The organism is Natrialba hulunbeirensis JCM 10989 (genome assembly GCF_000337575.1).
GTDB lineage: Archaea > Halobacteriota > Halobacteria > Halobacteriales > Natrialbaceae > Natrialba > Natrialba hulunbeirensis.
In genome coordinates this window covers 57,579-81,820 of record NZ_AOIM01000031.1, presented here as the reverse complement: position 1 = coordinate 81,820, position 24,242 = coordinate 57,579, and the positions used below count along the sequence as shown (strand labels likewise).

The following is a 24,242-nucleotide window of genomic DNA, read 5'->3' as shown; positions in this document are numbered from 1 at the left end:
ACCATCTGCTTTGAACGTGATCGTACTGCGTGGTCGTTCATCGCCGTGTTTGCGGTAGCCAGGTGGGTTCGCATCGCTGTCTGTCTGTCTGTCGCAGATCGAACCACGACTGGAAAGCGTCAGAAAGTCCTTCGATGACTTTCTGTGCTCAAAAATCGAAGATTTTTGGCATCACGAAAGACTTCGTCTTTCGAACGAACTGGATTGGGCGTTCAAGTCTTTCCAGCACTCGCGGTTCTTCATGTACGCTTTCAACGTTCCTTCATCAGGGATTTCGCCGGTTGCATCCCAGATGCGGTCGGCTGTCCAGCGTGCGACGCTCACAAGAGCGAAGCTCTTGTGCAGCCCATCAGAAATCTTCGATTTCTGAGGACGTTCCAGATTTTCGCGGCGGAACCGCCGAGCGAATCGAGGTCATCGTCGACCTGTCGCTGGTTCTGGATAGAACCAACGTAGGTGCGAGTGACCTCGATCGCCATATATAGCCTATGTAGATAAACTAACNATCCAGCCTGCTGTCGACGGTGGATCGTGTAGTTCAGTGACGCGATTCACGCCCACCGTAAACGGTGGGATTCTCTCGCTGTCCAAAGATAGATAACTCCCCCTTCGGTAACTGCTTGCCCGGTACTGACGACGACGTTCAAGCCACCAACCGAACACGGAATCTGTAGTCGCAACTGCTGCTACGAGGACGGAAGCGTCGCCGTTCGATCCGAAAGCTGCGATTCGATTGCGGCGAGGAGTTCGTCGGGCGACTCGAGTGCGTCGCGGTCGAGTCGCGTATCGAACAGGCCGCGGTCGAAGACGAGTTCGTCGTCCCGCAGGCGGACGTGGTCGACGGTTTTCCAGGAGACGAACGTGCTGGTTAGCGGTCGTTGTTTGACGAAGCCGGTTTCGTAGATTTGGATCTCGGGTGTCGTCCCTAGCCCGTCGATCTGGAACCGCCCCTCGATGAGGCCGGTGGTGAGCCACAGAACACCGAGTGTGCCCCAGACGAGCGTCGAGAGCCAGTCGCCGGCGACTGCGTAGACGACGGCGAGACCCAGCCAGATGACGAGCAACACGGCGTCCATTCTGGGTGATCGTGGCGGTTGCCACCGGCACGTCTGGAGCGAGCGGTCTGCCGTCACCGTTTCTGCGTAGCGGGTCGATGCGACCGCACGGAGCGCGTAGCCAAGGATAACGAGCGTGCTCATCGATCCAACCGAGGCGAACCCGAGTTCGGTTCCAAATGGGCCGAAAATCGCTGCGAAGCCGACGACGGCGAAAGGTGCGGCTGGCAGCACGATCACGAGATGCCGCCTTTTCTTGCCACCGAGGTAAGCCAGGAGACCGGGAACGAAGCGGACGAGACCGGCACCGAGCAGTGCGCCACCGCCGAACCCGAGCAGCGTCGAGCCGGTGATGACGACGAGACCGAGGTCTCCCGCGAGCGTTGTGGTCAGCGCGACGGCCGCACCGAGGATACCGAAAAAGCTCGCGACGATGAGTGAATCCGTTGCTGGAGGGAGTGGCGACGACCGTGTGGCGGGAGCGCCACCAGTGGAATCCTCGGAGGGCGACCGATCAGACATATACTCATCCAATCAGACGACCTACTGACACATAGCCGTACTGCAACTCACTGTCCCGGTCGCGTTCTCCGGTGGACCAACCTTTTTTACACACACCTCGGTACCGAACTGCATGAACACGATCGAGGCGACCGATTTCTACGACCTGCGGCAGGTTTCGGACCCACAACTCTCGCCTGGCGGCGAGCGTGTTGCATACGTCGAACAACTCCCCGAAGACGAGGAATCTTCCGAAGCGACCATCCACGTCGTCCCCGTCGGCGGCGGCGAGCCAACACAGCTCACCATCACCGAGGGCGTCGACAGCCAGCCCCGCTGGAGCCCCGACGGCGACCGGCTCGCGTTTGCCAGCACCCGCGGCGAGGACGACGACCGACAGCAACTCTGGGTGCTTCCCACAACGACCGGCGGCGAAGCCCGCCAGCTCACATCCGTCGTCGGCGGCATCACCGGACTCGAGTGGAGTCCCGACGGTAGTCGTCTCCTGTTCACCCAGCAGGTCACCGCCGCCGACCGCGAGGAGGGACGCGACCTCGCCGTCGACCCCGAATACGAACCCGAGACGCCCGACCCGCGCGTCATCGACCGCATGATCTACCGCGCCGGCACGGAGTACATGGACGGCCGGCGGAGTCATGTCTACGTTCTGGATCTCGAGGCCGCACTCGAGTCCGATCCATCCGATCCGACTGACACCGATCCCGAGAATATGGATGCGATCGAGCGGCTCACCGACGGCGACGAAGACCACAGCGGAGCGACCTGGGGTGACGACGAGACGGTCTATTACGCGGTTACACATGCCGAAGCGGGAGTCGAGCCGGACGACTCGCTCACGTACGATCTGTTCGAGCACGATCTCGAGAGCGGCGAGGCGACGGCCGTTACGCAGACGACCGGCTGGGTCACCGAACTCGAGGCGACGACAGATGGGCGGATCGCGTACGCGTTCACGCCCGAAGAACAGGCCTCGATTCGCCAGACTGACGTTCGCGTCCACGACTGCGAGACGGGAACGGAGACGACGCCGACGGCGTCGTTAGATCGGACGATCGACGGCAACTTCACGTGGGCTCCGGACGAGGAGATGCTGTACTTCACGACACCGGACGAAGGAGCGCACGTGCTCTGGTCGGTCGACGTTCCGACGACGATCGACAACGGCGAGGAAGCCATCGCGGAGCCGACCCGCGTTTACGGCGATGACGTCACCGTCGCGGGCTTCTCGGTCGGCGACAACGCCGTCGCTCTCGTTCAGAGCGAGTGGGACCACCCTGGCGATGTCTTCGTGACGACCCGCGGCGGAAACGAGACGCACCGACTGACGCGCGTCAACGGCGACCTGCTCGCGGATCGAGCGGTACGCCAGCCGGAGGAGATCTGGTTCGAGAGGGGTGACGCCGGGATTGAGGATGCCAACGGCGACGGCAACAGCGACGGCGACGGCAACGGCAACGGCGACGGCAACGACGAGCGCAACCAGATCCAGGGCTGGCTGCTAACCCCACCCGAGTTCGACGCGGACGCCGCGAGCGGCCCGGACGAAACCTACCCACTCGTCGTCGAAATCCACGGCGGTCCACACGCACAGTGGACGACCGCGGGGACGATGTGGCACGAGTTCCAGACGCTCGCAGCGCAGGGCTACGTCGTTTTCTGGTGTAACCCGCGCGGTTCGACGGGCTACGGCGAGGACCACGCGATGGCGATCGAACGCAACTGGGGCGACGTGACGCTTTCGGACGTACTCGCGGGCGTTGACGAGGTCTGTGAGCGCGACTTCGTCGACGAGGACGAACTGTTCGTCACCGGTGGGAGCTTCGGCGGATTCATGACCTCGTGGGCGGTCACCCAGACGGACCGCTTCACTGCCGCAGTCTCCCAGCGCGGCGTCTATGACCTCACCAGTTTCTACGGCTCGACAGACGCGTTCAAACTCATCGAGGGTGACTTCGACACGACGCCCTGGGAGGAACCCGAATTCCTCTGGGAGCAGTCTCCCGCAGCACACGTCCCGAACGTCGAGACGCCGACGCTCGTGCTCCACTCCGACCGGGACTACCGCACGCCTGCGAACACCGCCGAACTGTTTTACCTCGGCCTGAAGAAACACGGTGTCGACACCCGTCTCGTCCGGTATCCGCGCGAGGGCCACGAACTCTCGCGCTCGGGTGAGCCGGGCCACGTCGTCGACCGACTCGAGCGCATCGTCCGCTGGTTCGACGGCTACGCCGACTCCCGCGAAGTCGCGCCGGCACTCAAGCGCGACCGTGATGCAGGATTATCGGGGGGACTGGACGAATCGGATAACGGGGAAGATGAGAGCGCGAGCGAGAACGAGCTGACGAGCGCAGACGACTGAGCGGTTCTTTGCTATATTTTCCTGGCCACCGAGTTTCGTGCGTAATCGAGTCGATCGGTAACCGAGACGCTTGGCTGTGCGGGATGTCGGACTCTACGAGTCGATGAATCAGACTCTCACTCAGGTCGTTCGGAACGCCCGGTCGCCGGCGTCGCCCAGTCCGGGAACGATAAAGCCGTCGTCGTCGAGGTAGTCGTCGATCGAGACCGTCAGCAGATCGGCTTCGGGGAACTCGTCGTCGACGCGGAGCAGCCCTTCGGGTGCGGAGACGGCCGAGAGCACGATCAGGTTCTCCGGTTCCGGCGAGTTCTCGATGACGTGGTCGAGAACGGTACACATCGTACTCCCGGTCGCGAGCATCGGATCAGCGATGATGACCGTGTCGTCTTCGGTTATCTCGGGTAACTTGACGTAGTCGACCGTGATCGGGAACGAGCCGTCGTCCTCGCGGCCGGCCTCCTCGTCGCGGCTCGCGCTGATGACGCCCTGTCGTGCGCGTGGGAACGCCTTCAACAGTCCTTCGACGAACGGCGTCGCCGCACGAAGCACGTTGATGATGACCACGTCGTCGAGTCCGCGTACCTGCTCGCCCATGGTCGGCTCGAGTGGCGTGTCGATCTCGACGTACTCGGTTTCCATGCGGCCGTCGATGATCTCGTAGCCACAGATTCGGCCGAGTTTGACGAGCCCCTTGCGGAAGCTGACCTGTTCGGTCTGGACGTCTCGAAGCTGTGAGAGCGTGTGTTTTGCGAGTGCGTGCGTGACGAGATACGCATCGTCGCGGTCTTCGATTGGCATATTCGTATGGCCACCCGCGGGATAGTTCACACTGTCGATCAGCCGCGACGAGTACCGGCCTGTGCTGGGTCTCGTGGGCTGTCAATGGCTCTCAGCCCCCACAGCGGCAGATAACTGATGGGATCGCTGACGCAGCGAAGAAGTTTATACCAGTCCGTGTCTTACTACCCGCTCACTCGAATGGAAGAGAGCATCTCGGGATTCAAAGTTCGCGGCGAGTGGGCCGACGTCGTCGAACACGGCGAGCGCATTACGTACGCCTTGCGAGACGAGGGAGTTCACGATCCCGACCACGACTATGGCGCACGATTTGCGCGGGCGTTCGACGAGTGGGACGAGTGGCGTCCCAAAGCCCACGAGACCCTCGAGGCCGACGTCAGCGAGAAAACTGCCGATCAGGCCAGTGTCGAAGAGGGCAAGGGCGAGAAGGCGGGGAAAGAACCCGACGAAGATATCAAAACCGCCGGCGAGAAAATCACCGCGTCCTACGAGCAACTCGAGGAGGACGACGCCGAGGCGGCGATGGACAACTGGAAGGAGTCGATCGACTACGTGGCTCGCGCGGCCGACTCGGCGGGGCGGAAGGCCCTGCGTCGGGTTGAGGACACGGTGTACCAGAACGTGATGACCCAGCTCGCGCCGTACTATTTCGACAACGAACTCGTTAGCGCGAACGTCCAGCAGGCAGCGCGAAACGGCAACAACGGTGAGCGGTTCGTTTTCGAGGTCAACGTGAACGACGACGATCTCAAAGACCGTGTCTCGGACCGGCTCGCCGAACTCGACAATGAGATCGACCGCTGGCACGTCGAGGTCGAGAAGGATACGGACGCCGCGGAGGCGATCGAAGGGGCGGAGCCGCCACCGGAGGCGGAGAACGGATCGAAGTCGACGACGAACTAGCGTCTCGAGTCTATTTGCTCGAATTTTGAGTGAAAGAAAAAGTGGATTAGGATAGTGCAATGTGAGGACTGCGTCCGCTCGTCAGCAGCCGCAGGTCGTCGTGATGATACACTCTCCGTCGTCACAGGTCGCACAGGTGTTCTTGTGCGTCCGTGGCCTCACTCCGTCGAGACACCAGTCTCCGACGCAGTCACAGCCACCGCAGTTAGTACAGTCGTCCGCCGTCGGCGGTTGTTCGTCGTGATCTGTCGCTCCAATCGACGTCTCCACTTGCTCGTAGCTGTCGCCGTCCGAGTGCACGTACATGAGTACGCTACTGCCGTCTTCGGGGAACAGCGCGGCGAACGGTGCAGAACTCTCGCTGTAGGTGACCTGCAGTCGGCCACGAGGCGTCATCGTGGTGAACGACACCTCTCGTGACCCTCCCTCGGCGAGATCGTGAATTTGTCCGTCGGCGTCGTCCGTCGCACCGAAATCCGGAAGGACGTCGAGCGTGGCTTCTGCGAGCAAGCCGTCGCTCTCGAGTCGGTCGAGGAGCGCTTGCCCCGTTCTGACGTCTTCGGTCACTTCGATGTCGAGTTCCGTTGAAACGGCCTCAATGTCTCGCTCCGAGAGGGTCAGTCCCGCGGCCTCGAGGCGCGCGAGTTTACTGTCCGAGTCGGCGTCAGCGGCGACGCTTCCGGTCGCAGCGACTGCACCGACACTCACGGCACCGACTGCCGCACTTTGTAGCACTGTTCGTCGACTAACTGAGTCAATGTCTTGTTGAATCGTACACGACGGCCGAAGACGAGGTCCGAACCATCTTCGCTACCGCCGGCTGGGAGACGAGCGCGAACGAACTCGACCTTCCCAACGCGTACGACGACCACAACGGCCTCGCAACGCGCGTTCGCGACTAGCGCCTCCAGACTTGGCCGGGAACTTGGTTATGGCGAGTAGCAGGCGAATCGTCCCTCGTCCGACACCCGGACGCGTGGTCGAGGAATGGATTTAATAATTACGACGAGAAACTATTGGTGATCAATATATGCTCCCCTTCGAATATACTGTGCCGACGTCCGATTCAGACATAGCCGGTCGCGAAAGCGCCGATTCAAACGTCCAGCGAGCGATGTCGCCCCTGTTTTACGGCCAGCCACTGACGTCCTCACTCCCGTTTCGTGGTCAACTGGTCCCATTCTCACCCCCATTTTGCCGTCGATCGACGCTCGCTCGTCGTCGAAACGACGACCTCGATCGCTCAGTTGTTGCGTTCCCTGCCACCCACGAACCGAACGTCGCATGAGTTTCAGTCACCCACTCGTTCGGGCCGATATCACCGACCTCGTGCGCTCGAATCTGGTCTGGATACTTACCGCCCTCCTCGTCGTCCTCGTCTTCGCAAACTGGGCCGCCGACCCGACGATGATCGACTCCGCCTCGCAGTCGTTCCTCCTCGTCCTCCTTCAGTTCACCCACTGGCTCCCGCTGTTCGCGATTGTCATCGGCTACGATGCCATCGTCGAACTGCGCGAGTCGGGACGCGTTCGACTCCTCCTCGGGCAACCGAAAACACGACGCAGCCTCGTCGTCGAACTGTTTCTGGCCCGAGCGATCGTCTTCTTTTCCATCCTCTCGGCCGCAATCCCGGTGGTGCTCGTCCTCGTCGTCGTCCAGACCGGCAGCGTGGGTGTACTCGAGTTCGTCGCCGGCGTTGGATCGCTAGCACTCTACGGCCTCGCGTGGCTCGGCGCGACGGTCGGCGTCTCCGCGATAGCTGCCTCGGGACGGCAGGTGATCGGTGTCATGCTCATCGCCTATACGCTCTTGCTCGCGCTGTGGGAGCCGTTTGTAGCCAGAGTGCTGGCACTCGCGGTAACTGGCTCGGGAGAGATCGGCGGGCTCATCGAGTTTGTCGATCCGGCCGTCGTGACGTACGCCGAGGGAGCGACGTGGTTCCTGTACGCGTTTCGCCTCGGTCCCGCGGAGGCGTTCACGGGAACCGTGTTTTACAGCTACGAAGTGCTTCAGGCGGCTGCCTCCGGCGGCTCGGTCGCTGTACCACACGGCCCGAATCTGTTCGGTGTTGGCGTCCTACTCGCGTGGCTGGTGCTGCCGCTGCTCGTCGGTTCCTGGTGGTTCCAGCGTGTGGATCTCGAATGAGTCCAACCGTTCGTGACCCAAACGGTTTTAATTCAATACATAATGGGGATAGTTGAGAACGAATGACTGCGATAGAGACGGACGGTCTCACGAAACGATACGGTGACCTCGAGGCAATCTCTGACGTGGACCTGACCGTGGAACGTGGCGAAATATTCGGCTTCCTCGGGCCGAACGGGGCCGGGAAGTCGACGACGATAGATGTACTGCTCGACTTCATCCGGCCGACGGCGGGACGTGCATCGGTTCTCGACGACGACCCACAGGAGAACCCGCGTGCAGTTCGTGAGCAGATCGGGATCCTTCCCGACGAGTACAGTCTCTACGATCGACTGACCGGACGCGAACACGTCGTGTTTGCCATCGAGATGAACGATGCTGCGGACGACCCGGACGAGATCCTCGAGCGGGTCGGACTCGCCGACGCCGCGGACCAGCGCGCCGGGGACTACTCGAAGGGGATGGGCCAACGGCTCGCACTCGGGATGGCACTCGTCGGCGACCCCGACGTGCTGATCCTCGACGAACCGTCGTCCGGAATCGACCCGAACGGGATGCACGAGATTCGAACCCTGCTTCGCGAGGAGGCCGACCGCGGTGCGACGGTCTTCTTCTCGAGTCACGCACTCGAGCAGGTGGAGGCGATTTGTGATCGGGTATGCGTCCTCGACGACGGCGAGTTGCTCGCGGTCAGTACGGTCGAGAACCTGCGGGACTCTCTGGACTCGCGATCGGTGCTCGTGCTCACGCTCGACGCCAACCCCGACCCCGACCTCGACCTCAACGACGACCACGGACTGCTGGAACTCCCCGACGTGACGGACGTCGAGCGAACCGAAACTGCGCTCCGGATCGAGTGCGCCGACCCTGGCGTCAAGTCGGCGGCTATCAGTCGCGTCGAGGACACCGGCGCATCCGTCGTCGACATCGACGTCGAACAGGCCTCACTCGAGGACCTGTTCGCTGAACTCACCACTGACTCGACCGAGGGTGCCGACCCGATCGAGACACCGGGCGGTGAGCGTGCGTGAGTGCGACGCTACGAATCGCCCGCGCGGAAGTCACCGACGCGGTCCGGTCGCGGGCGCTCTGGGTCGTAACAGCCGTCCTTAGCCTGTTCGTCGTCACGCGGTTGTGGCTCTACGGCGACCTGCTCGCGGGAACGACCTACCCCTTCCTGTCGACGCTCGATACGTTTGCGGAGTTCGTCCCGCTGCTCGTGATTATCCTCGGCTATCGCGCTGTCGTCGGTGAACGTGTCTCAGGTCGAATCCGTCTTCTCCTCGGCCAACCGGGGCGTCGACGGGATATCGTGACTGGAAAATACGTCGGCCGCGCCGCGACGCTCCTCGCCGTCGTCCTCGCCGTCGCACTTTTGCTCTCGGCGTTTGTCGTCGCACAGTTCGGGACGGACGGGCCGACAGAAATCGTCGGTGGCCTCGCCGTGCTCGTCCTCTACACGTTCGCGTGGCTCGGCGTGACGGTCGGCGTCTCGAGTGTCGCCATCAGCGAGACGCGAGTGATCGGGGTTTTGATCGGGCTCTACGCGCTGTGTGTGGTCCTCTGGGACACTCTCGTCATGTCGCTCGTTTCGCTCGTCGTAACCGGGCAGGCCGATACGGGCGTAGATCCCCTCGCAGGTCGGTTCGCCACACTCGAGGAGCCGACGTGGTTTCTGTACGTGAACCGGCTGAATCCGCTGCACGCGTTCGATGGGGCGCGATACTACGTTCCCGATCTGCTCGATATCGCCTTCGTCGGCGGGACGACGACCGCTCCGCACGCGCCGAATATATTCGGTCTCGGTGTCTTACTCGCGTGGGCGACCGTTCCCGTTCTCGTCGGCTACTGGCGGTTCCAGCGCGCGGATCTCGACTGAGCGGTCCGCGCTCGCGCGACGAGGCCATGCTTGTCTCCGTGCTCCGTGCCTGTCTCACTGCTCCGTGCGTGTCTTCCTCCGTTCTCGTTTGGTCCGAGTCGAACCGAGTCCACTCCTCGACCCCAAGCGAGTCCGCTACTCGACCCACCGGGATCGACGTTCTCCAGCAACCGCAGGCCGGCACACACTTGTAGTACCCACTGGAAAGCCCGAACAGATGGTCGAAATCGCGACGATCGCAACGTTCCTGATCGCCGCCCTTGCAAGCCTCTTTATGGCCTGGGCGATCGGTGCCGGCTCGAGTGGGTCGACGCCGTTCGCGCCCGCAGTCGGTGCGAACGCGATTTCGGTGATGCGGGCGGGTTTCTTCGTCGGTATCCTCGGGTTTAGCGGCGCGGTATTACAGGGTGCAAACGTCTCCGAGGCGGTCGGGACGGAACTCATCGGCGGCGTCGTCCTCTCGCCGAGCGCGGCGACGATTGCACTGATTATCGCGGCCGCGCTGGTCGCGATCGGCGTCTTCGCCGGTTACCCCATCGCGACGGCCTTCACGGTTACCGGGGCCGTCGTGGGCGTCGGGCTCGCGATGGGAGGTACTCCCGCCTGGCCGAAGTACATCGAAATCGCGACGTTGTGGATCCTCACGCCGTTCGTCGGCGGTGGTCTCGCCTACGCAATCGCCCGCTTGCTCCGAAGTGAACCGATCGCGGAGACGTACCTGATCGTTGGGCTGGCCGCCTTCGTCGGCGTGCTCGTCGCAAACATCGAATTCGCGATCCTCGGGTCCGCTGAGGCCGGCGGTGCGTCGATCGCGCAGGCTTCGAGCGGCTGGGTTCCCGGTCCCGACCTCGCCGGCGTTGTCGTCGTGACGACGATCATCGCAGTGCTGTGGGGCGGTACAGTCGGTTTCGATCTCCGCGGCGATGTCGAACGCGGTGAACGACACTTCCTGCTCGTGCTGGGTGCACTCGTGGCCTTTTCTGCGGGCGGCAGTCAGGTTGGGCTGGCAATCGGCCCTCTGATTCCGCTCTCGGACGACGTCGGCCTGCCGCTGATCGCCTTGCTCCTCGGCGGCGGGTTCGGCCTCCTGCTCGGCTCCTGGACGGGCGCACCCCGAATGATTAAGGCGATCGCACAGGACTACTCCTCGCTTGGGCCACGCCGATCGATTGCCGCGCTCATCCCGTCGTTCATGATCGCCCAGGCGGCGGTCCTGTTCGGGATTCCAGTCTCGTTCAACGAGATCATCGTCAGTGCGATCATCGGCAGCGGCTATGCCGCGGCGGAAGCTGGAGGGGGTGTCAGCGCCAGCAAAATGGGCTACACCGTCCTCGCGTGGGTCCTCTCGCTTGCCGGCTCGATCCTCATTGCCTACGGCGGGTACACCATCGTTGATGTGCTCCTCCTGTAGCTCTTGTACCCTGTTCTTGTACCCTCTATACCGTCACAGTCCAACAGCCGACTAGACATCGAACAGTCTTTACACGACCGGCGGCGAGTTCAGCTATGGAGGAGGACGCGAACGCACAATCGAACTCGGACCCGCAGGCAAACGCGGGAACGGACGCGAGTACGAGTGCGACTACGGTTCCCAGTGACTTCGGTGGGATTGATGACTCCGGTCCCGGTTCTAATCCTGATTCCAATCCCGCTCCCGCTCCCGACCTTGACCTCGACCCTGACCCCAACCCCGACCGTTCCGGAGACGGTCCAATTCAATGGCGGCGCGACGCCTCGACCTCCCGGACCGTTTGGCTCCTGTGGTCGCTTGGTGTCGGTACGTTCTTCGCCACTATTTCGATCATCGTCTTCTGGCGTCTCTATGATCTCGCCGGCCAGACCGCCGGCCAACCGGTCGTCGTCGCGTTCACTGCCGCACTCATCGTCACCACGCTCGTCCTCATACTCGCCGGAAGCACCGAACAGCGAGTGCGTGCACTCGCCGACTCGCTGCCCGTTCCGCTGCCGTCCGGCCGTGGCCTCGAGCGCGCAATCGACGCTGCGACCGGCACCCTGATCATGGCCGTCGTCATCGGCTCGCTGATGCTCATCGGTCGGTACGTCTCGCAGAACGAACTGCTCGCCACCGGTGCCGGCCCGTTCACCGGGCTTGCAGCACTGTTGATCCCGCTCGCGCTCGTCGCGCTCGTTCTCGCATCCTTCCTGCGATCCATCGGCGCACTCGACCGCGAGGAACGAGCGATCTACCTCTACGACCCCGACCAGGCGATCGACCTCCGACTGATCGAGTCGGTGTCCTCGCGGCAACTCGGCGACACGGTCGTCCTGACACTCGAGTACGCCCAGCCTGACGGGACGTACGTGGCAGGGCCGCGGCGACTCGCGGTTCCGCCGGCGGTTGCGACGGAGATCGAGGGGCTCGTCGCCTCGTCACGGACGGAGTCGGCGGCGTAGCGTCCGAATTCGCTTCTCCGTTTCGAGCGGGCTACACAACAGGAGTCGTCCGCCGTCCCGTTCGCTCCCGTCTCCGCTTGTGGCTGCACTCAACTCGAGTACACCGGGGAAACTCCGATTAAAACAGTGTGGCTGCTCACACAGTGTGGCCGTTAGTTGCTGTCCGCGTCCCCGCTCCCGTTTCCGTTTCCGTTTCCGTCACCGGAACCCGTCGACTGCTCGCCGTCGCCCTCGTCGTACTCCGCGAGTTTGTGCAGCCGTGCTTTCATAATCCGCGTGTTCTCGACGCTTTCGACGGTGATCCGGACGCCGTCGTAGGTGATCTCTTCGCCCTCTTCGACAAGGCGGCCCGCACGATTGAAGATGAAGCCGGCGATCGTTTCGAACTCCTCGCCTTCGGGGAGGTCGATCTCGAGTGCCTCGTTGACGTCCTCGATGTTGACCTCGCCGCGGACCATCACGGTACGCTCGTCGAGTTCTTCGATCGGGAGATCCTCGCCGCCTTCCAGGATCTCGCCGATGATCTCCTCGACCATGTCTTCCATCGTCACCAGCCCCTCCGTGGTGCCGAACTCGTCGATGACGATCGCCATGTGCATCCGGTTTTCGCGCATCTCCGTCAGGAGTTCATCGACGTTCTTCGACTCGGGAACGTGTAGCGTCGGCTGGATGAGATCGGCGAGTTCGAGCTCCTCTTCCTCGGTTTCGCCGTAGTTGAGATCACGGACGAGGTCGCGGATGTGGACGATTCCCTGGACGTTGTCGAGGCTGCCCTCGTAGACCGGGACGCGAGCGTGACCGCTCTGAATACAGGTCTCGATCGCTTCGTCGATGCTCGCATCCTTCGGCACTGCCGTCATGTCGAGTCGCGGTGTCATCACCTCCTTGACGATGGTGTTGTTGAAACGGAAGATCCGAGTGAGCATCTCGTGTTCTTCCTCCTCTAAGACGCCCTCGCGCTCGCCGGACTCGATTATCTCCTGAATCTCGTCGCGGGTGACGTATGGCGATTCGATCGCTCCGGTCGATCCCGTGAGTTTGTTTACCTGGCGGGTGAGGTAATCGAAGAGGACGATCAGCGGAAAGAGCAGGTACTCCGTGGCCTTCAGCGGCCGCGAGATGCGAACGGACCAGGATTCGGTGTTCTCGACGGCGTAAGACTTGGGAACGCTTTCGCCGAACAGGAGGACGATAGCGGTGATTCCGAACGTCGAGAGCACGACGGCAGTTAGCCCACCGAAATAGAGACCGAGCAAAGCGGTGGTGATCGAGGTCATCGCGATGTTGACGATGTTGTTCCCGACGAGAATCGTCACTAACAGCCGGTGTGGGTCGTCCTTTAGCTCCTTGACCCGGGCTGCGCCCTCGATTCCGTCCTCGACCATTCCCTCGAGGCGGTGTTTCGAGAGGTTGAACATCGCGATCTCCGAGGAGGAGAAGAAACCGGAGAGTCCGATAAGAACCGTAACTGTGAGCGCGCCAAGCAAGGTGACCGTCGTCTGCTCGAGTTCGAGCCCCACGACTGGAACCTCGTACAGCGCGACCCAGACCTCAGCGAGCGAAACCAGCGCCATTGATGTACAGCCTTCTCACCCGATCGGTTAACAGTTTACCATTTCCACCCCGTTTTCCCGCTGACGACACGTTTACCCGGCTGTTTCCCGAACGGTTGCACATGAGCGACACCACCACCGACGTCGATGAGGCAACTCCCGGCGGCGAGGCACCGATCACCTTCTATCGCCTGCAGGCCTGTCCCTACTGCGAGCGCGTCGCTCGCCTGCTCGAGGAGTCCGAACTCGAGTACCAGTCGCGATTCGTCGAGCCGCTCCACTCGAAGCGCGACGTGGTCAAGCGAGTCGCGGGCGTCCGGACGGTTCCAGTGATCGTTGACGACCGGACCGGCGTGACGATGGCCGAGAGTGCGAACATCGTCGAGTATCTCGAGTCGACGTACGGCACCGGTGACTCGTCTTCGCCCGAGACCGAGACCGGCGCAGCCGCCGGAGGTGACGACTAATGCCGGACTTTGACGTCGTCGACCTCGGCCCGGCGGACCACCCCGACACCGGCGAGTCGGCACCGGATTTCACTCGGCCGCTCGTGACGGACGAGTTCTGGGAAGATCGCACGCTCTCCGAACTCGTCGCCGAGGGTGGCGGTGGCCAGACGATCGTCGTTTTCACGCCGATGATCGGCTCGTTCGTCGGCACCTACGTCTGGGAGGAACTGCGCGACCGCGACTGGGCCGAGCGCGCTGACCGCGTCGTCGGCGTCACAGCTTCAACGCCGTACGCGATTTCGCAGTTTATCGCCGAGAATGACGCTCCGTTCGACCTCTTTGCTGATCCGGCGAACGACGTGGCAGACGCCTACGGCATTCCACACGACCTCGACGGAATGGCAGGCGTGAGCGAGCCGCGAGTTGCCTTCTTCGCCATCGACGACGAGCTGACGATCACCGCCTCGTGGGTCGCCACCGACTGGCCGGAGTTCCCGGAGTACGACGAACTCGAGGACGAGTTCGGGCTCTGAACCCGCGGAACGGGTTTGCCGTCCGCTGGAACGCGGTATTCTTTTTGCGGTACCGGCCCCAGTTCTCGCCAAATGTCTCCCACTTCCATCGACCGTGCCGCGGACGCCATCCGCGACGGCGACCTCGTCGTCTACCCCACCGAAACCGTCTACGGGCTCGGAGCGGACGCACTCGACCCCGACGCCGTCGAGCGCGTCTTCGAGGTGAAAGGCCGTGACCGCTCCAAGCCGATCTCGCTCGCTGTGCCCTCGGTCCCGGCCGCGTTCGACTACGTCCGGACGACCGAGCGCGAGCGACGGTTCATGGCCACGTTTCTCCCCGGCCCCGTGACGGTTCTCTGTCGCCGACTCGAGTCGGTCCCCGACGTGTTGACCGCGGGGGAGGACCGCGTCGGGATCCGTGTTCCCGACCAGCCGACCGCGCTGGCGCTGTGTGAACGCGCTGGAACGCCGATCACGGCCACGAGCGCGAACGTGAGCGGGACCGGAAGCGTTCGGCGACTCGCAGAGCTCGACGACGACCTTCGAGAATCGGTCGCGACGGTGCTCGACGGCGGCGAGACGCCCGGAACCGAGAGTACCGTCGTCGATCCATCGAGCGAGACGATCCACCGCCGTGGTGCGCTGGCCGACGAGATCGAGACCTGGTTCGCGACGCACTGACTCCCGGCGAGATACCCGCTTCTGATCTCAACCGAAGCCGAGCAGCGACCGCAGCGTTCGCGTCCGCACGCCACACTCCTCGGCGAACGCACAGGACTCACACTTCGACCGGTTCGTCGTCCGCGCCGGCGGACCGTCCAGTTCTTGAACTGTCCGCAGCGCGCGTCGATAGCGCGCTTTCCGGCGGGTCGTCAACTCAATCTTGCGGATGATGCCATGGGCGGGGTACTCGAGCCAGGCCCGTTCGATCACCGTCTCGTGTTCCCAGGCGAGTGCCTTCGCGGCCGCGACGGCGTGCACCGTCTGTGGCTCCCAGACACCCTGCTCGGGCGGTGAGCCGGTCGAGACCAACACGGGTTCCAGCGGCTCTGTGAGTACCTTGTGCACTCGCCCGCGACAGTCTTTCCCCGAAACGAGTACGTTCTGCTGCGTCGGATTACAGAGTCGCTTCCACTCGTCGCTTTTCTCGAGGCGCTCGCGCGTGTCGGCTAGCGTCCGCTGATAGTTGGCTGGCGGTCGCGCGATCGGTTCGGACTCGAGTGCAGCCACGGGGGACTCGAGGAGTCGCTCGTACTGGGTTGCAAGGGCGCGGATCGTCTCGATTTCGGGCGGTGGGTTGTGGTTCGTTTCGCGCGTCCGCTGATAATAGCACTTTCGCGGGCAGTAGGCGGCGGTTCGGAGATCGCTGAACGTGACGTGGGTGCGGCTCACGGCTCGTCTGGCCGCGTCTTCGTATAAAAACCCGCGCAGCCTGCGAGGGTCAGCCAATCGGCACGCCGCAGTTGGTGGGGGCGTTAGAAGTCGACGTTCGTCTCCATCCCCTCAGTCGCGTCCTCGAGTCCGTCCTCGCGCACGTCGGTTGCCATCTGTGCAGAGAGGTCGGCGTCGGCGAGGATGCTGTCGAACTCGTCGCGGTAGCGGTCGTTTGCGGCACGGGATTCGTCCTGTGCGGCCGCAATGTGGCGGAATCGACGGATCTCTGCGGCGCTTACGTCGTACTCCTCGGCGAGCGTCTCGTCGTCCTCGTCGCGGTCGCGAATCGCGACGAGGTCCACCTCGTCGGCGTCGTCCTCGCCGACGAGGTGGAGGGCCATGCGGGCCTCGAAGACGGTGTCGGGGTCAGCACCAAGGTCATCAGCAATCGCTTGGTCACTCTGGTCGTCGTAGAACGCCTTCGCGACCGCGATCAGGTCGTCGTCCGACAGCGGCGTCTCGAACTCGTAGCGCTCGCGCATCTGCGCGACGACGCTCTCGAGTCGCTCCTCGTCAGTCTGCTCGTCCTTCTCGAGTGACCCACGGGTGTCTTCTTGCGATTCGGTGATCGTTTCTTCGCCGTCGGTCACGTTGGTGAAGATATCGCGGAGTTCTTCGGTTTTTTCGTTCATGGGTGGACACTCCCGATGGGAGGCTATTTAAGACTGTTGCCAGATAGCGTTGGGCGCAACTGATGCATTGACAACAATTATAAACTTGAAAACGCAGGACTAATTTCCGCAAGAGGGCGTAGCGGTCGTCTCTCGCGCGGTGTGGCAAGAATTAAGTTACGCCCCACCCCCTGATTGGATATGAACGTCATAGCACAGGCGAACGCAGGGAGGGAGACCTACCTGGGGATCAGTGACGTCGGGTACGTTCTGTTCTATCTCCTCGTAGCGATGACTCTCGCTGTCTTCGCGTACGGCGTGTACCTTCGATTTAGCCGGTACGCGCAGGGCGACGACGACCCGTTCGCCCGTCTCAACGATCTGCCGAGTCGTATCGTGAGTTCTGCAAAGATCGTTCTCTCGAACGAGAAGCAGTTCAATCGGGATCTCTACGGCGGGTTGATGCACTCGTTTATCCTCTGGGGATTCCTGACGCTGCTCATCGCAACGCTCATCATCGGCTTCGAGCAGTACACGACCGAACTCATCCTCGGCATCGTCTTCTGGGAGGGTGACTTCTACCTCGCCTACCAGTTCATCGTCGACGCGATGGGGCTGCTGTTCGTCGTCGGGATCGGAATGGCGATGTATCGGCGCTACTGGGTCCGCAATCACCGTCTCTGGGGTCGGCACACCTCGAACGAGGACGACCTCTTTATCTGGACGCTGTTCGGTCTCGGCGTCGGTGGCTTCCTGCTCGAAGGCGCACGCATCTACGCGACCGGCATGCCTGACCACGAAATCGTGAGCTTCGTCGGCTACGGCATCGCGATGGTCTTCCAGGCGATCGACGTGCCGACGACCGGTGCCGCACTCGAGGCGACGGTCAACGGCGTCGACTACAGCGCGGCGGGGGCCCTCGGTTACAACGCCGAGACGATCCACTGGCTGTTCTGGTGGTCTCACTCGCTGCTCGCGCTCTTCTTTATCGCCTGGATTCCGTACGCCAAGCCGTTCCACATGATCTCCTCGTTCGCGAACGTCGTGACGCGCGACGAGAAGGCCGGCGCGCGCCTGCCAAACGTCCCGTCGGATCTCGACGCGACGAACGCCGAATCCATCGACGACTTCACCTGGAAGGAAATTCTCGACCAGGACGCCTGTACCAAGTGTGGCCGCTGTTCGTCGGTCTGTCCGGCGAAGGCCTCTGACCGCCCGCTCGATCCGCGAAACGTCATCCTCGACCTCAAGAAGTACCGCGAGGAACTCGACGACGGCGGCGAGGAGAAGCCGATCATCGCCGACGGCGGGACCAGCGTCATCAACACCGAGACGATGGAGTCCTGCATGGCCTGTATGGCCTGCATGGACGCCTGTCCGGTCGAGATCGAGCACCTCCAGTCCTTTACGCGACTCAACCGCCAGATGACCGACCAGGGCGACATCGCCCCGAGCATGCAGGACGTCTTCCAGAACGTCATGCAGAACGGCAACACCTTCGGTGACTCGCCTCGCGACCGCGCCGACTGGGCGGACGAACTCGAGTTCGACGTGGCCGACGCCCGCGAGGAGGAAGTCGACTACCTCTGGTACGTCGGCGACTATCCGAGCTACGACGAGCGCAACAAGCAGGTTGCCCGCTCGCTCGCGACGATCCTGCAGGAAGCAGACGTCAGCTTCGGCATCCTCTTCGACGACGAGAAGTACGACGGCAACGACATTCGTCGCGTCGGTGAGGAGTTCCTCTACGTCGAACTCGCCGGCCACCACGTCGAAACGTGGGAGGACTGTGAGTTCGACAAAATCGTCTGCACCGACCCCCACTCCTACAACACGTTCAAGAACGAGTATCCGGAGCTCGACTTCGAGGAGTTCGCAGACGATCCGATGATGCCCTTCGACTACACCGACCAGTGGAACGCGGACGGCGAGATCGACGTGCTCCACTGGACGCAGGCCGTCGAAGAACTCGTCCAGGACGGTGCACTCGACTTGACCGGTACCGAACTCGACTACACGGTCACCTACCACGATCCGTGTCATCTGGGCCGGTACAACGACGAGTACGAGGCCCCGCGCGAACTCATCCGCGCCACGGGCTGTGACCTCGACGAAATGCCGCGCAACCGCGACAACTCGTTCTGTTGCGGTGGCGGTGGCGGCGGTCTCTGGATGGACTTCGAGGAAGAACCAAAGCCGAGCGAAGAGCGCATCCGCGAAGCACTCGAGGACACCGACGCCGGCGCCGGCATCGAAAAGTTCGTCGTTGCCTGTCCGATGTGCATGACGATGTACGAGGACGGCCGCAAGACCGGCGGCTACGAGGAGGACATCGAAATCGTCGACATCGCCGAACTCGTCGTCGAGGCGATCGGTGCACACGAGAAGGCAAATATCGAAGTCGCTGCCGACTGACGCGGAACGATCAGCCGTAGTGGTCCTCGAGATGGGCCACGATCTCGTCACTCTCCGCGATCGTTTTTTCACGGTCCGTATCGACCAGGAACGGAATCGAATCTTCGTCGCTGAGCGCCGTCATCGCCTCGTAGGTCTGTTCGTTTAGCACGTCGCCACCCTCTCCGCCAGGACGGCGTGGATTGTGAATCACGTACGAGACGCCGAGATCAGTGAGCGTCTCACGGACGTTCGTGCTGTGTGGACAGCCTTCTGCTTGGTACAGTTCGAGCATTTCGTACACTGGTTCGCGGCGAGTGTCCGTAAGCGGTCGACTGGCACAGTCACGCTGGGCTTTCGCTATTGCCGCCCACACGCATGTTTCTCTTTTTCTCCCTCTCCGCTATCGGGTCCTTTACTACCCCCACCGGCTCAAACCGCCATTTGACCACCCGGATACACTTTTGTCATCGAGTACGACGGTTCGGATATGGATCGACTTGCCGGCCGGCTCGTGCGCCGATTTCGCGAGGACGCCGACGAGCCGGCCTTCGCCGGACTCGAGGGCGAGGACGCAGACCAACTGTTCGACGCCCTCGGCTCCGAAACCTCTCGTGCCGTGCTAGCGGCGTGCTACGAGGCGGGTCGAACCCGTTCTGAACTGGCCGCGGAACTCGAGACGAGTATCCAGAACGTCGGCTATCTTTGAACAGCGAGAGAATCCCACCGTTTACGGTGGGTGTGAATCGCGTCGCTAGGCGACATAATCTACCTCCGATGGCTGGCAGGATATTCCACGATAATCCATACTATTAAGTTGGATTGTTTACATAGGCTATACATGGCGATCGAGGTCACTCGAACCTATGTTGGTTCCATCCAGAACCAGCGACAGGTCTGTGATGGCCTCGATTTGCTCGGAGACGCCGCCTCGAAAATCTGGAACGTCGCACGCTGGACAGCCGACCGTATCTGGGATGCAACTGGCGAAATCCCAGACGAAAGCTCGCTCAAAGCGTATATGAAAAACCAGTCATGTTGGAAAGACCTGAACGCACAATCAAGTCAGAAAGTCATCGAAGAACTGTCTGACGCTTTCCAGTCGTGGTTCGACCTGCGACAGAACGACACCAAGGCGAATCCGCCCGGCTACCGCAAACACGGCGATGAACGACCCAAGAGTACGGTCACGTTCAAAGCAGATGGCTTCAAACACGACCCCGAGAACAATCGCGTCCGATTGTCGAAAGGGTCGAATCTGAAAGAGACCTGGGCGGACTTTATTCTCTGCGAGTATCAGACTCGCCCCGATGTTGACCTCACCGAAGTCAACACGGTACAGAACGTTCGTGCCGTTTGGAACGGCGACGAGTGGGAACTGCACTTCGTCTGTAAAGTCGAACTCGAAACCAACGATTCCGCAGGCGACGGCGTAGCAGGTATCGATCTTGGTATTACGAACATCTCTACGGTTGCATTCCCTGACGAGTACGTCCTGTTCCCCGGCAACTCGCTTAAACAGGACAAGCACTACTTCATGCGAGCAGAGTACGACACCGAGGGTGAGAACGGCCCGTCTGAGAAGTCGATGTGGGCGCGTCGAAAGCTCACAGAACGGGAGACACACTTCTACCACGTCCTCACAGACACCATTATCACTGAGTGTGTTGAACGCGGTGTTGGAACGCTGGCAGTGAGTTGGCCTGAAGACGTGCGAGAATCAGACTGGGGCAAAACGGGGAACAAGAAGTTGCACTCGTGGGCGTTTGACCGCATCTACCAGTACCTCGCGTACAAGGGTGAGACACGTGGTATCGAAGTGCTGAAGGAAAACGAGTGGGACACCTCGAAAACGTGCTCACGGTGTGGCGACGATACGAGATCGAACCGTGTCAAACGTGGCCTGTACGTCTGCTCGTCGTGCGAGTTGGTGGCCAACGCGGATTGTAATGGGGCGGAGAATATGCGCCAGAAGATAACTCCGAGTCCTCACGGCGAGGATAGGAGTAACGGCTGCGTGGCTCAGCCATCGACATACTTGTTCGACCGCGAGAGCGGGATGTTTCGCACGAGAGAACAGGTCGTGTCGTAGACCGGCAAATATCCCAACCTGCAGTACGGGAAGCCGCGCCCTGAAGGGCGCGGAGGATGTCACCACGTGGACAAACTCGAGTCGGCGGACCTGCTGGAGCCGGTCGAAACCCGGTACGGCGAGAACGGTCGCGAGGTCACGGTTTACGAGCCCTCGAAGCAGGCGGTCGTCATTGCGGCTGGCGAACCGGGATTCGTCGAACGGCTCGCAGACGCCGTTGACCGGCTGTTCGCGCCGCTTGTCGTCGTCGGTCTCATCTCGATGATCGCCGGTGTCGTCGCTCGCGGTCCCGCACGGATCGGAATGCTCGGTGACGACGCCGGCGCAGCGACGACGACTGCGACAACGACGCCGCCGCCCGGATTCGCGGCCGCTATCCTGACGCTCTGTTGTGGGCTGCTCGTCGTTTTCGCGGCGGACCGTGCAGGGTTGTTCGCTCACGGGGCAGCAGCGTCCGCTTCCGATCGTCGGCACGGTATCCACCGCTTCCTGTTTGGCCGCCGAATCGGTGTGAGCCATCGGTACGCCGTCTGGATCGCCGCCGTCGCGTTCGCGACCTTCCTCGCACTGGACCTCATCGCCGCCGGCGCTGGACACCGACTCACGTTGGCCGCGTGGCTCGGAATCCAATTCGTGATTCCGGCCGGCGTGCTCGCCGCCGCGGCGCTCGCGTACGCGAACGACGGGCTCCTCGTGAGTTGGGCGGCTGTGAGTGCTCCCGTCGTCGGTATCTGGGGCTACCTCTTCGCCGGCGAACTCGTCAGGACCGGCGTCGACCCGTTCCTCCTCGCATCAGGCCCCGTCGCCGTCGCGCTGTTCGCGACGCCACTCGGCTCGCTGGCCTATCTTGCCGGTCGACTCGGTGCTCGCTACCGAAACCGAGGCGACCCGGTTTCGATACGGACGGCCGCCTTGCTCGTCGCACACCCGCTTCTCATCATCGTCGGATTCGCTGGCTGGGTCCTCGTTAGTGGGTAGGGTCTTCGGTTGGGGATGAGACCGTCGTTTGCGGGTGAGCGTCTGCTATCTACTCGCTCGACTCCTGTTTGTCAACGGCTGGGAGCGTCACGTAGAACGTTGACCCCTCGCCTGGCTCCGAGTCCACCCAGATCTGCCCGCCGTGGCGTTCGACGATTCGTCGCGTTAGCGCGAGTCCGAGGCCAGTTCCGTCACCGACGGTTCCGTGGAGCCGCTGGAACACCTGAAAGACGCGGTCGGTTTCGTTCGGCTCGATGCCGACGCCGGCATCGGCAACTGCGAGTCGCCACATTTCGTCATCCTCGTTCGGCGTACTCTCGACCAAAATATCGATAACCGGCGACTCGTCACCGCTGTAGGCAATCGCGTTGGACAACAGATTCTGAAACACCTGCCGAAGCTGACTCCGGTCGCCCGCGACGCACGGCAGCGACTCGGCGTTAATCTCGGCATCCGACTCCTCGATCGCCAACTGGAGGTCGCTCAGTACGTCATCGAGAACCGAATCCAGATCGACCGGCTCCAGCGGCTCGCCCTGGGTGTCTACCCGCGAGTACTCGAGTAACCCGTCGATCATTTCGCGCATTCGTTCGGCGCCGTCGACGGCGTACGCGATGAATTCTTCGCCGTCTTCGTCGAGTTGGTCGCTGTATCGTTGGTCGATGAGTTGCAGGTAGCTGGTCACCATCCGCAGGGGCTCTTGGAGGTCGTGGGAGGCGGCGTAGGCGAACTGCTCGAGTCGCTCGTTCGATGCTTCGAGTTTGTGACGCTGTTCGCGCTGTGTCGTCATGTCGCGCCCGATTCCGGTGAGCACCGGGTGTCCGTCCGGATCGTCGAGCGTGGTGGCGACGAACTCGTAGGGGATCTGCGTTCCGGATTTCGTCACGACGTCGGCCTCGACGCGTGCGTGTCCCGTTTCGAACCCAGAGACGACGGCGTCTGTGATGGCGTCGCGGTCCGGGCCGCTGAAGAACTCGGCGGCGTGCATCGATTCGATTTCGTCGTCTGTGTAACCTGTTACCTCACGGAGACGCTGGTTCCAGCGCTGGAGGCTGCCGTCCGTATCGAGTACGTAGAACACGTCGTCGATCGCGTTCAGGATATCGTCGGTGTACTCCTTGTACTGTTTGAGTTGCTGTTCACGCTCGCGGAGTGCCTTCTCGGCTTCCTTTCGGGGTGAAATGTCCCGAAATAGCCCCACGAAGTACCGCTGCCCGCCGAAGAAGAAGTCGTTGAGCGAGATGCCAAGCGGGACTTCGTGGCCGTCCGCGTGGTGGCCGGGCAGTTCCACGTACTCCCAGTCGATGTTTCGCTCGCCCGTCTCGAGATAGCGTTCGAGCGCCTGCAGGTGGTTTTCGCGGAGCCGTTCCGGGATGATGCTGAGTTTGCTGCCGCCAACGAGTTCCTGTGGTGGATAGCCCAGAATACGTTCGACGGCCGGATTCGCGTACTGAATTTCGCTGTCCGAATCCAGGACGATGATGCCGTCAGAGAGCGCATCGGCGAGTGCGACGAATGCTTTCGCAGGCGCTGTCTTTTCGCCCTCGACGGTGTCCGCCGGCCGCTCGACGAACGCAAACGGCTCGTCGTCCGGTGATCTGTTCGAGTGCTTCACGTCGCCGCCCGGTTCCGATTCGGACTCCCGTTCGGCGTCCGGAAGCCGAGTGAGTACCCCCGTGAGCACGCTTGCTCCCGCTTCGGTGGGGGTGTACTCGAGTTGGGCCTCGAATCTGACCGTCTCACCGGTTGCCGTCTGGATGGGGAGCACCAGCGTGTTGGCATTGAGTTCAGCTGCTGGTGTCGGCGGTGTCGATGGTGTCGCTGATGGTTCCGGCGTCGTTTCATCGTCCAGAATCGATTCGAGCGTGTCTGGAACGTGCGTGAGCAGTGCTGTGAGTGAACTGTCCTGTAACGCAGCGCGAGAGTACCCCGTCTGATCGGCGAACGCGTTGGTCGTCGCGACGATCTTGCCAGTCGGAGTCAGTTGCACGACCGCGATATCTGCATCGGTTAACAGCGATATCGGTACCTGTGACGGACTCGCCTGTCCGTCTGTCGGTGGCGGATCGCCGGACGGTGTCACGAGTCAGTTACCACCCAGCGGACCATAAATTCCGTCATCGAAACTGCAGACTGC

The 24,242-nt window shown here is 62.1% G+C and carries 22 protein-coding genes and 1 pseudogene; 14 read left to right on the top strand and 9 right to left on the bottom strand.

The features are described from left to right. Nucleotides 1-479, bottom strand: a pseudogene (locus C483_RS20860) (hypothetical protein); the annotation flags it as partial. Between the two features lie 207 nt (nucleotides 480-686). After that, nucleotides 687-1,577: a hypothetical protein gene (locus C483_RS09820; protein WP_006653202.1), complete on the bottom strand. Its 891-nt coding sequence runs from the start codon at nucleotides 1,575-1,577 to the stop codon at nucleotides 687-689. Nucleotides 1,578-1,689: 112 nt separating this feature from the next. Between C483_RS09820 and C483_RS09815 the strand changes: the two genes are divergently transcribed. Beyond that, entirely contained in the window at nucleotides 1,690-3,939 is a 2,250-nt protein-coding gene (locus C483_RS09815; protein ID WP_006653201.1) for a S9 family peptidase, read from the top strand. A 120-nt stretch (nucleotides 3,940-4,059) separates the two neighbouring features. Here the strand turns inward: C483_RS09815 and upp are convergent, their stop codons facing one another. After that, on the bottom strand, nucleotides 4,060-4,737 hold the full coding sequence (upp, locus tag C483_RS09810) for a uracil phosphoribosyltransferase (RefSeq protein ID WP_004215659.1): 678 nt from the start codon (nucleotides 4,735-4,737) through the stop codon (nucleotides 4,060-4,062). 180 nt (nucleotides 4,738-4,917) lie between these two features. Between upp and C483_RS09805 the strand changes: the two genes are divergently transcribed. Then, complete coding sequence (locus C483_RS09805) at nucleotides 4,918-5,640, top strand: DUF5828 family protein (protein WP_006653200.1); 723 nt, start codon at nucleotides 4,918-4,920, stop codon at nucleotides 5,638-5,640. A gap of 81 nt (nucleotides 5,641-5,721) precedes the next feature. Here C483_RS09805 and C483_RS20855 read toward each other — a convergent pair whose 3' ends face one another. Beyond that, nucleotides 5,722-6,348, bottom strand: coding sequence for a hypothetical protein (locus tag C483_RS20855; RefSeq protein WP_006653199.1), 627 nt, complete (start codon nucleotides 6,346-6,348; stop codon nucleotides 5,722-5,724). Nucleotides 6,349-6,924: 576 nt separating this feature from the next. Here C483_RS20855 and C483_RS19500 point away from each other — a divergent pair. From C483_RS19500 to C483_RS09775, 5 genes are all read left to right on the top strand, one after another. Continuing rightward, nucleotides 6,925-7,785: an ABC transporter permease gene (locus C483_RS19500; protein ID WP_006653198.1), complete on the top strand. Its 861-nt coding sequence runs from the start codon at nucleotides 6,925-6,927 to the stop codon at nucleotides 7,783-7,785. 62 nt (nucleotides 7,786-7,847) lie between these two features. Continuing rightward, nucleotides 7,848-8,816, top strand: a complete 969-nt coding sequence (locus C483_RS09790; protein WP_006653197.1) for an ABC transporter ATP-binding protein — start codon at nucleotides 7,848-7,850, stop codon at nucleotides 8,814-8,816. Continuing rightward, nucleotides 8,813-9,664, top strand: a complete 852-nt coding sequence (locus tag C483_RS09785; RefSeq protein ID WP_006653196.1) for an ABC transporter permease subunit — start codon at nucleotides 8,813-8,815, stop codon at nucleotides 9,662-9,664. Before C483_RS09790 ends, C483_RS09785 begins: the two co-directional genes overlap by 4 nt. 217 nt (nucleotides 9,665-9,881) lie before the next feature. Further along, complete coding sequence (locus C483_RS09780) at nucleotides 9,882-11,075, top strand: inorganic phosphate transporter (RefSeq protein WP_006653195.1); 1,194 nt, start codon at nucleotides 9,882-9,884, stop codon at nucleotides 11,073-11,075. A gap of 95 nt (nucleotides 11,076-11,170) precedes the next feature. Then, the gene (locus tag C483_RS09775) at nucleotides 11,171-12,079 is read left to right on the top strand and encodes a hypothetical protein (protein ID WP_006653194.1); all 909 of its coding nucleotides are present in this window, start codon (nucleotides 11,171-11,173) and stop codon (nucleotides 12,077-12,079) included. Nucleotides 12,080-12,231: 152 nt separating this feature from the next. Here the strand turns inward: C483_RS09775 and C483_RS09770 are convergent, their stop codons facing one another. Further along, nucleotides 12,232-13,653: a hemolysin family protein gene (locus tag C483_RS09770; RefSeq protein ID WP_006653193.1), complete on the bottom strand. Its 1,422-nt coding sequence runs from the start codon at nucleotides 13,651-13,653 to the stop codon at nucleotides 12,232-12,234. A 101-nt stretch (nucleotides 13,654-13,754) separates the two neighbouring features. On the opposite strand from C483_RS09770, the gene C483_RS09765 reads away from it, so the two are divergent. The 3 genes from C483_RS09765 to C483_RS09755 all read left to right on the top strand — a co-directional run bounded on the left by C483_RS09765 (nucleotide 13,755) and on the right by C483_RS09755 (nucleotide 15,277). Beyond that, nucleotides 13,755-14,099 carry a glutaredoxin family protein gene (locus C483_RS09765; protein ID WP_006653192.1) on the top strand — a complete coding sequence of 115 codons (345 nt, stop codon included), beginning with the start codon at nucleotides 13,755-13,757 and terminating at the stop codon, nucleotides 14,097-14,099. Further along, complete coding sequence (locus C483_RS09760; protein ID WP_006653191.1) at nucleotides 14,099-14,614, top strand: redoxin domain-containing protein; 516 nt, start codon at nucleotides 14,099-14,101, stop codon at nucleotides 14,612-14,614. Before C483_RS09765 ends, C483_RS09760 begins: the two co-directional genes overlap by 1 nt. Nucleotides 14,615-14,686: 72 nt before the next feature. Then, the gene (locus C483_RS09755; RefSeq protein ID WP_006653190.1) at nucleotides 14,687-15,277 is read left to right on the top strand and encodes an L-threonylcarbamoyladenylate synthase; all 591 of its coding nucleotides are present in this window, start codon (nucleotides 14,687-14,689) and stop codon (nucleotides 15,275-15,277) included. Between the two features lie 27 nt (nucleotides 15,278-15,304). On the opposite strand, the gene C483_RS09750 is transcribed toward C483_RS09755, so the two are convergent. Together C483_RS09750 and C483_RS09745 are read right to left on the bottom strand one after the other, a co-directional pair. After that, on the bottom strand, nucleotides 15,305-15,988 hold the full coding sequence (locus C483_RS09750) for a CRISPR-associated protein Cas4 (RefSeq protein ID WP_006653189.1): 684 nt from the start codon (nucleotides 15,986-15,988) through the stop codon (nucleotides 15,305-15,307). A gap of 83 nt (nucleotides 15,989-16,071) precedes the next feature. Continuing rightward, nucleotides 16,072-16,662 carry a hypothetical protein gene (locus tag C483_RS09745; RefSeq protein ID WP_006653188.1) on the bottom strand — a complete coding sequence of 197 codons (591 nt, stop codon included), beginning with the start codon at nucleotides 16,660-16,662 and terminating at the stop codon, nucleotides 16,072-16,074. 180 nt (nucleotides 16,663-16,842) lie between these two features. Between C483_RS09745 and C483_RS09740 the strand changes: the two genes are divergently transcribed. Further along, nucleotides 16,843-19,056: a (Fe-S)-binding protein gene (locus C483_RS09740; protein WP_006653187.1), complete on the top strand. Its 2,214-nt coding sequence runs from the start codon at nucleotides 16,843-16,845 to the stop codon at nucleotides 19,054-19,056. Between the two features lie 10 nt (nucleotides 19,057-19,066). Here the strand turns inward: C483_RS09740 and C483_RS09735 are convergent, their stop codons facing one another. Next, nucleotides 19,067-19,330, bottom strand: a complete 264-nt coding sequence (locus tag C483_RS09735) for a glutathione S-transferase N-terminal domain-containing protein (RefSeq protein WP_006653186.1) — start codon at nucleotides 19,328-19,330, stop codon at nucleotides 19,067-19,069. A 195-nt stretch (nucleotides 19,331-19,525) separates the two neighbouring features. Here C483_RS09735 and C483_RS09730 point away from each other — a divergent pair, with 195 nt between their 5' ends. The 3 genes from C483_RS09730 to C483_RS09720 all read left to right on the top strand — a co-directional run bounded on the left by C483_RS09730 (nucleotide 19,526) and on the right by C483_RS09720 (nucleotide 22,105). Then, on the top strand, nucleotides 19,526-19,744 hold the full coding sequence (locus C483_RS09730; protein ID WP_006653185.1) for a helix-turn-helix domain-containing protein: 219 nt from the start codon (nucleotides 19,526-19,528) through the stop codon (nucleotides 19,742-19,744). A 132-nt stretch (nucleotides 19,745-19,876) separates the two neighbouring features. Further along, a complete protein-coding gene (locus tag C483_RS09725; RefSeq protein WP_006653184.1) occupies nucleotides 19,877-21,127 on the top strand; it encodes an RNA-guided endonuclease InsQ/TnpB family protein in 1,251 nt (416 codons plus the stop codon). Nucleotides 21,128-21,193: 66 nt separating this feature from the next. Then, the gene (locus C483_RS09720) at nucleotides 21,194-22,105 is read left to right on the top strand and encodes a hypothetical protein (protein ID WP_006653183.1); all 912 of its coding nucleotides are present in this window, start codon (nucleotides 21,194-21,196) and stop codon (nucleotides 22,103-22,105) included. Nucleotides 22,106-22,154: 49 nt separating this feature from the next. Here C483_RS09720 and C483_RS09715 read toward each other — a convergent pair whose 3' ends face one another. Next, nucleotides 22,155-24,188 carry a sensor histidine kinase gene (locus C483_RS09715; protein ID WP_006653182.1) on the bottom strand — a complete coding sequence of 678 codons (2,034 nt, stop codon included), beginning with the start codon at nucleotides 24,186-24,188 and terminating at the stop codon, nucleotides 22,155-22,157. Between the last annotated feature and the right edge of the window lie 54 nt (nucleotides 24,189-24,242).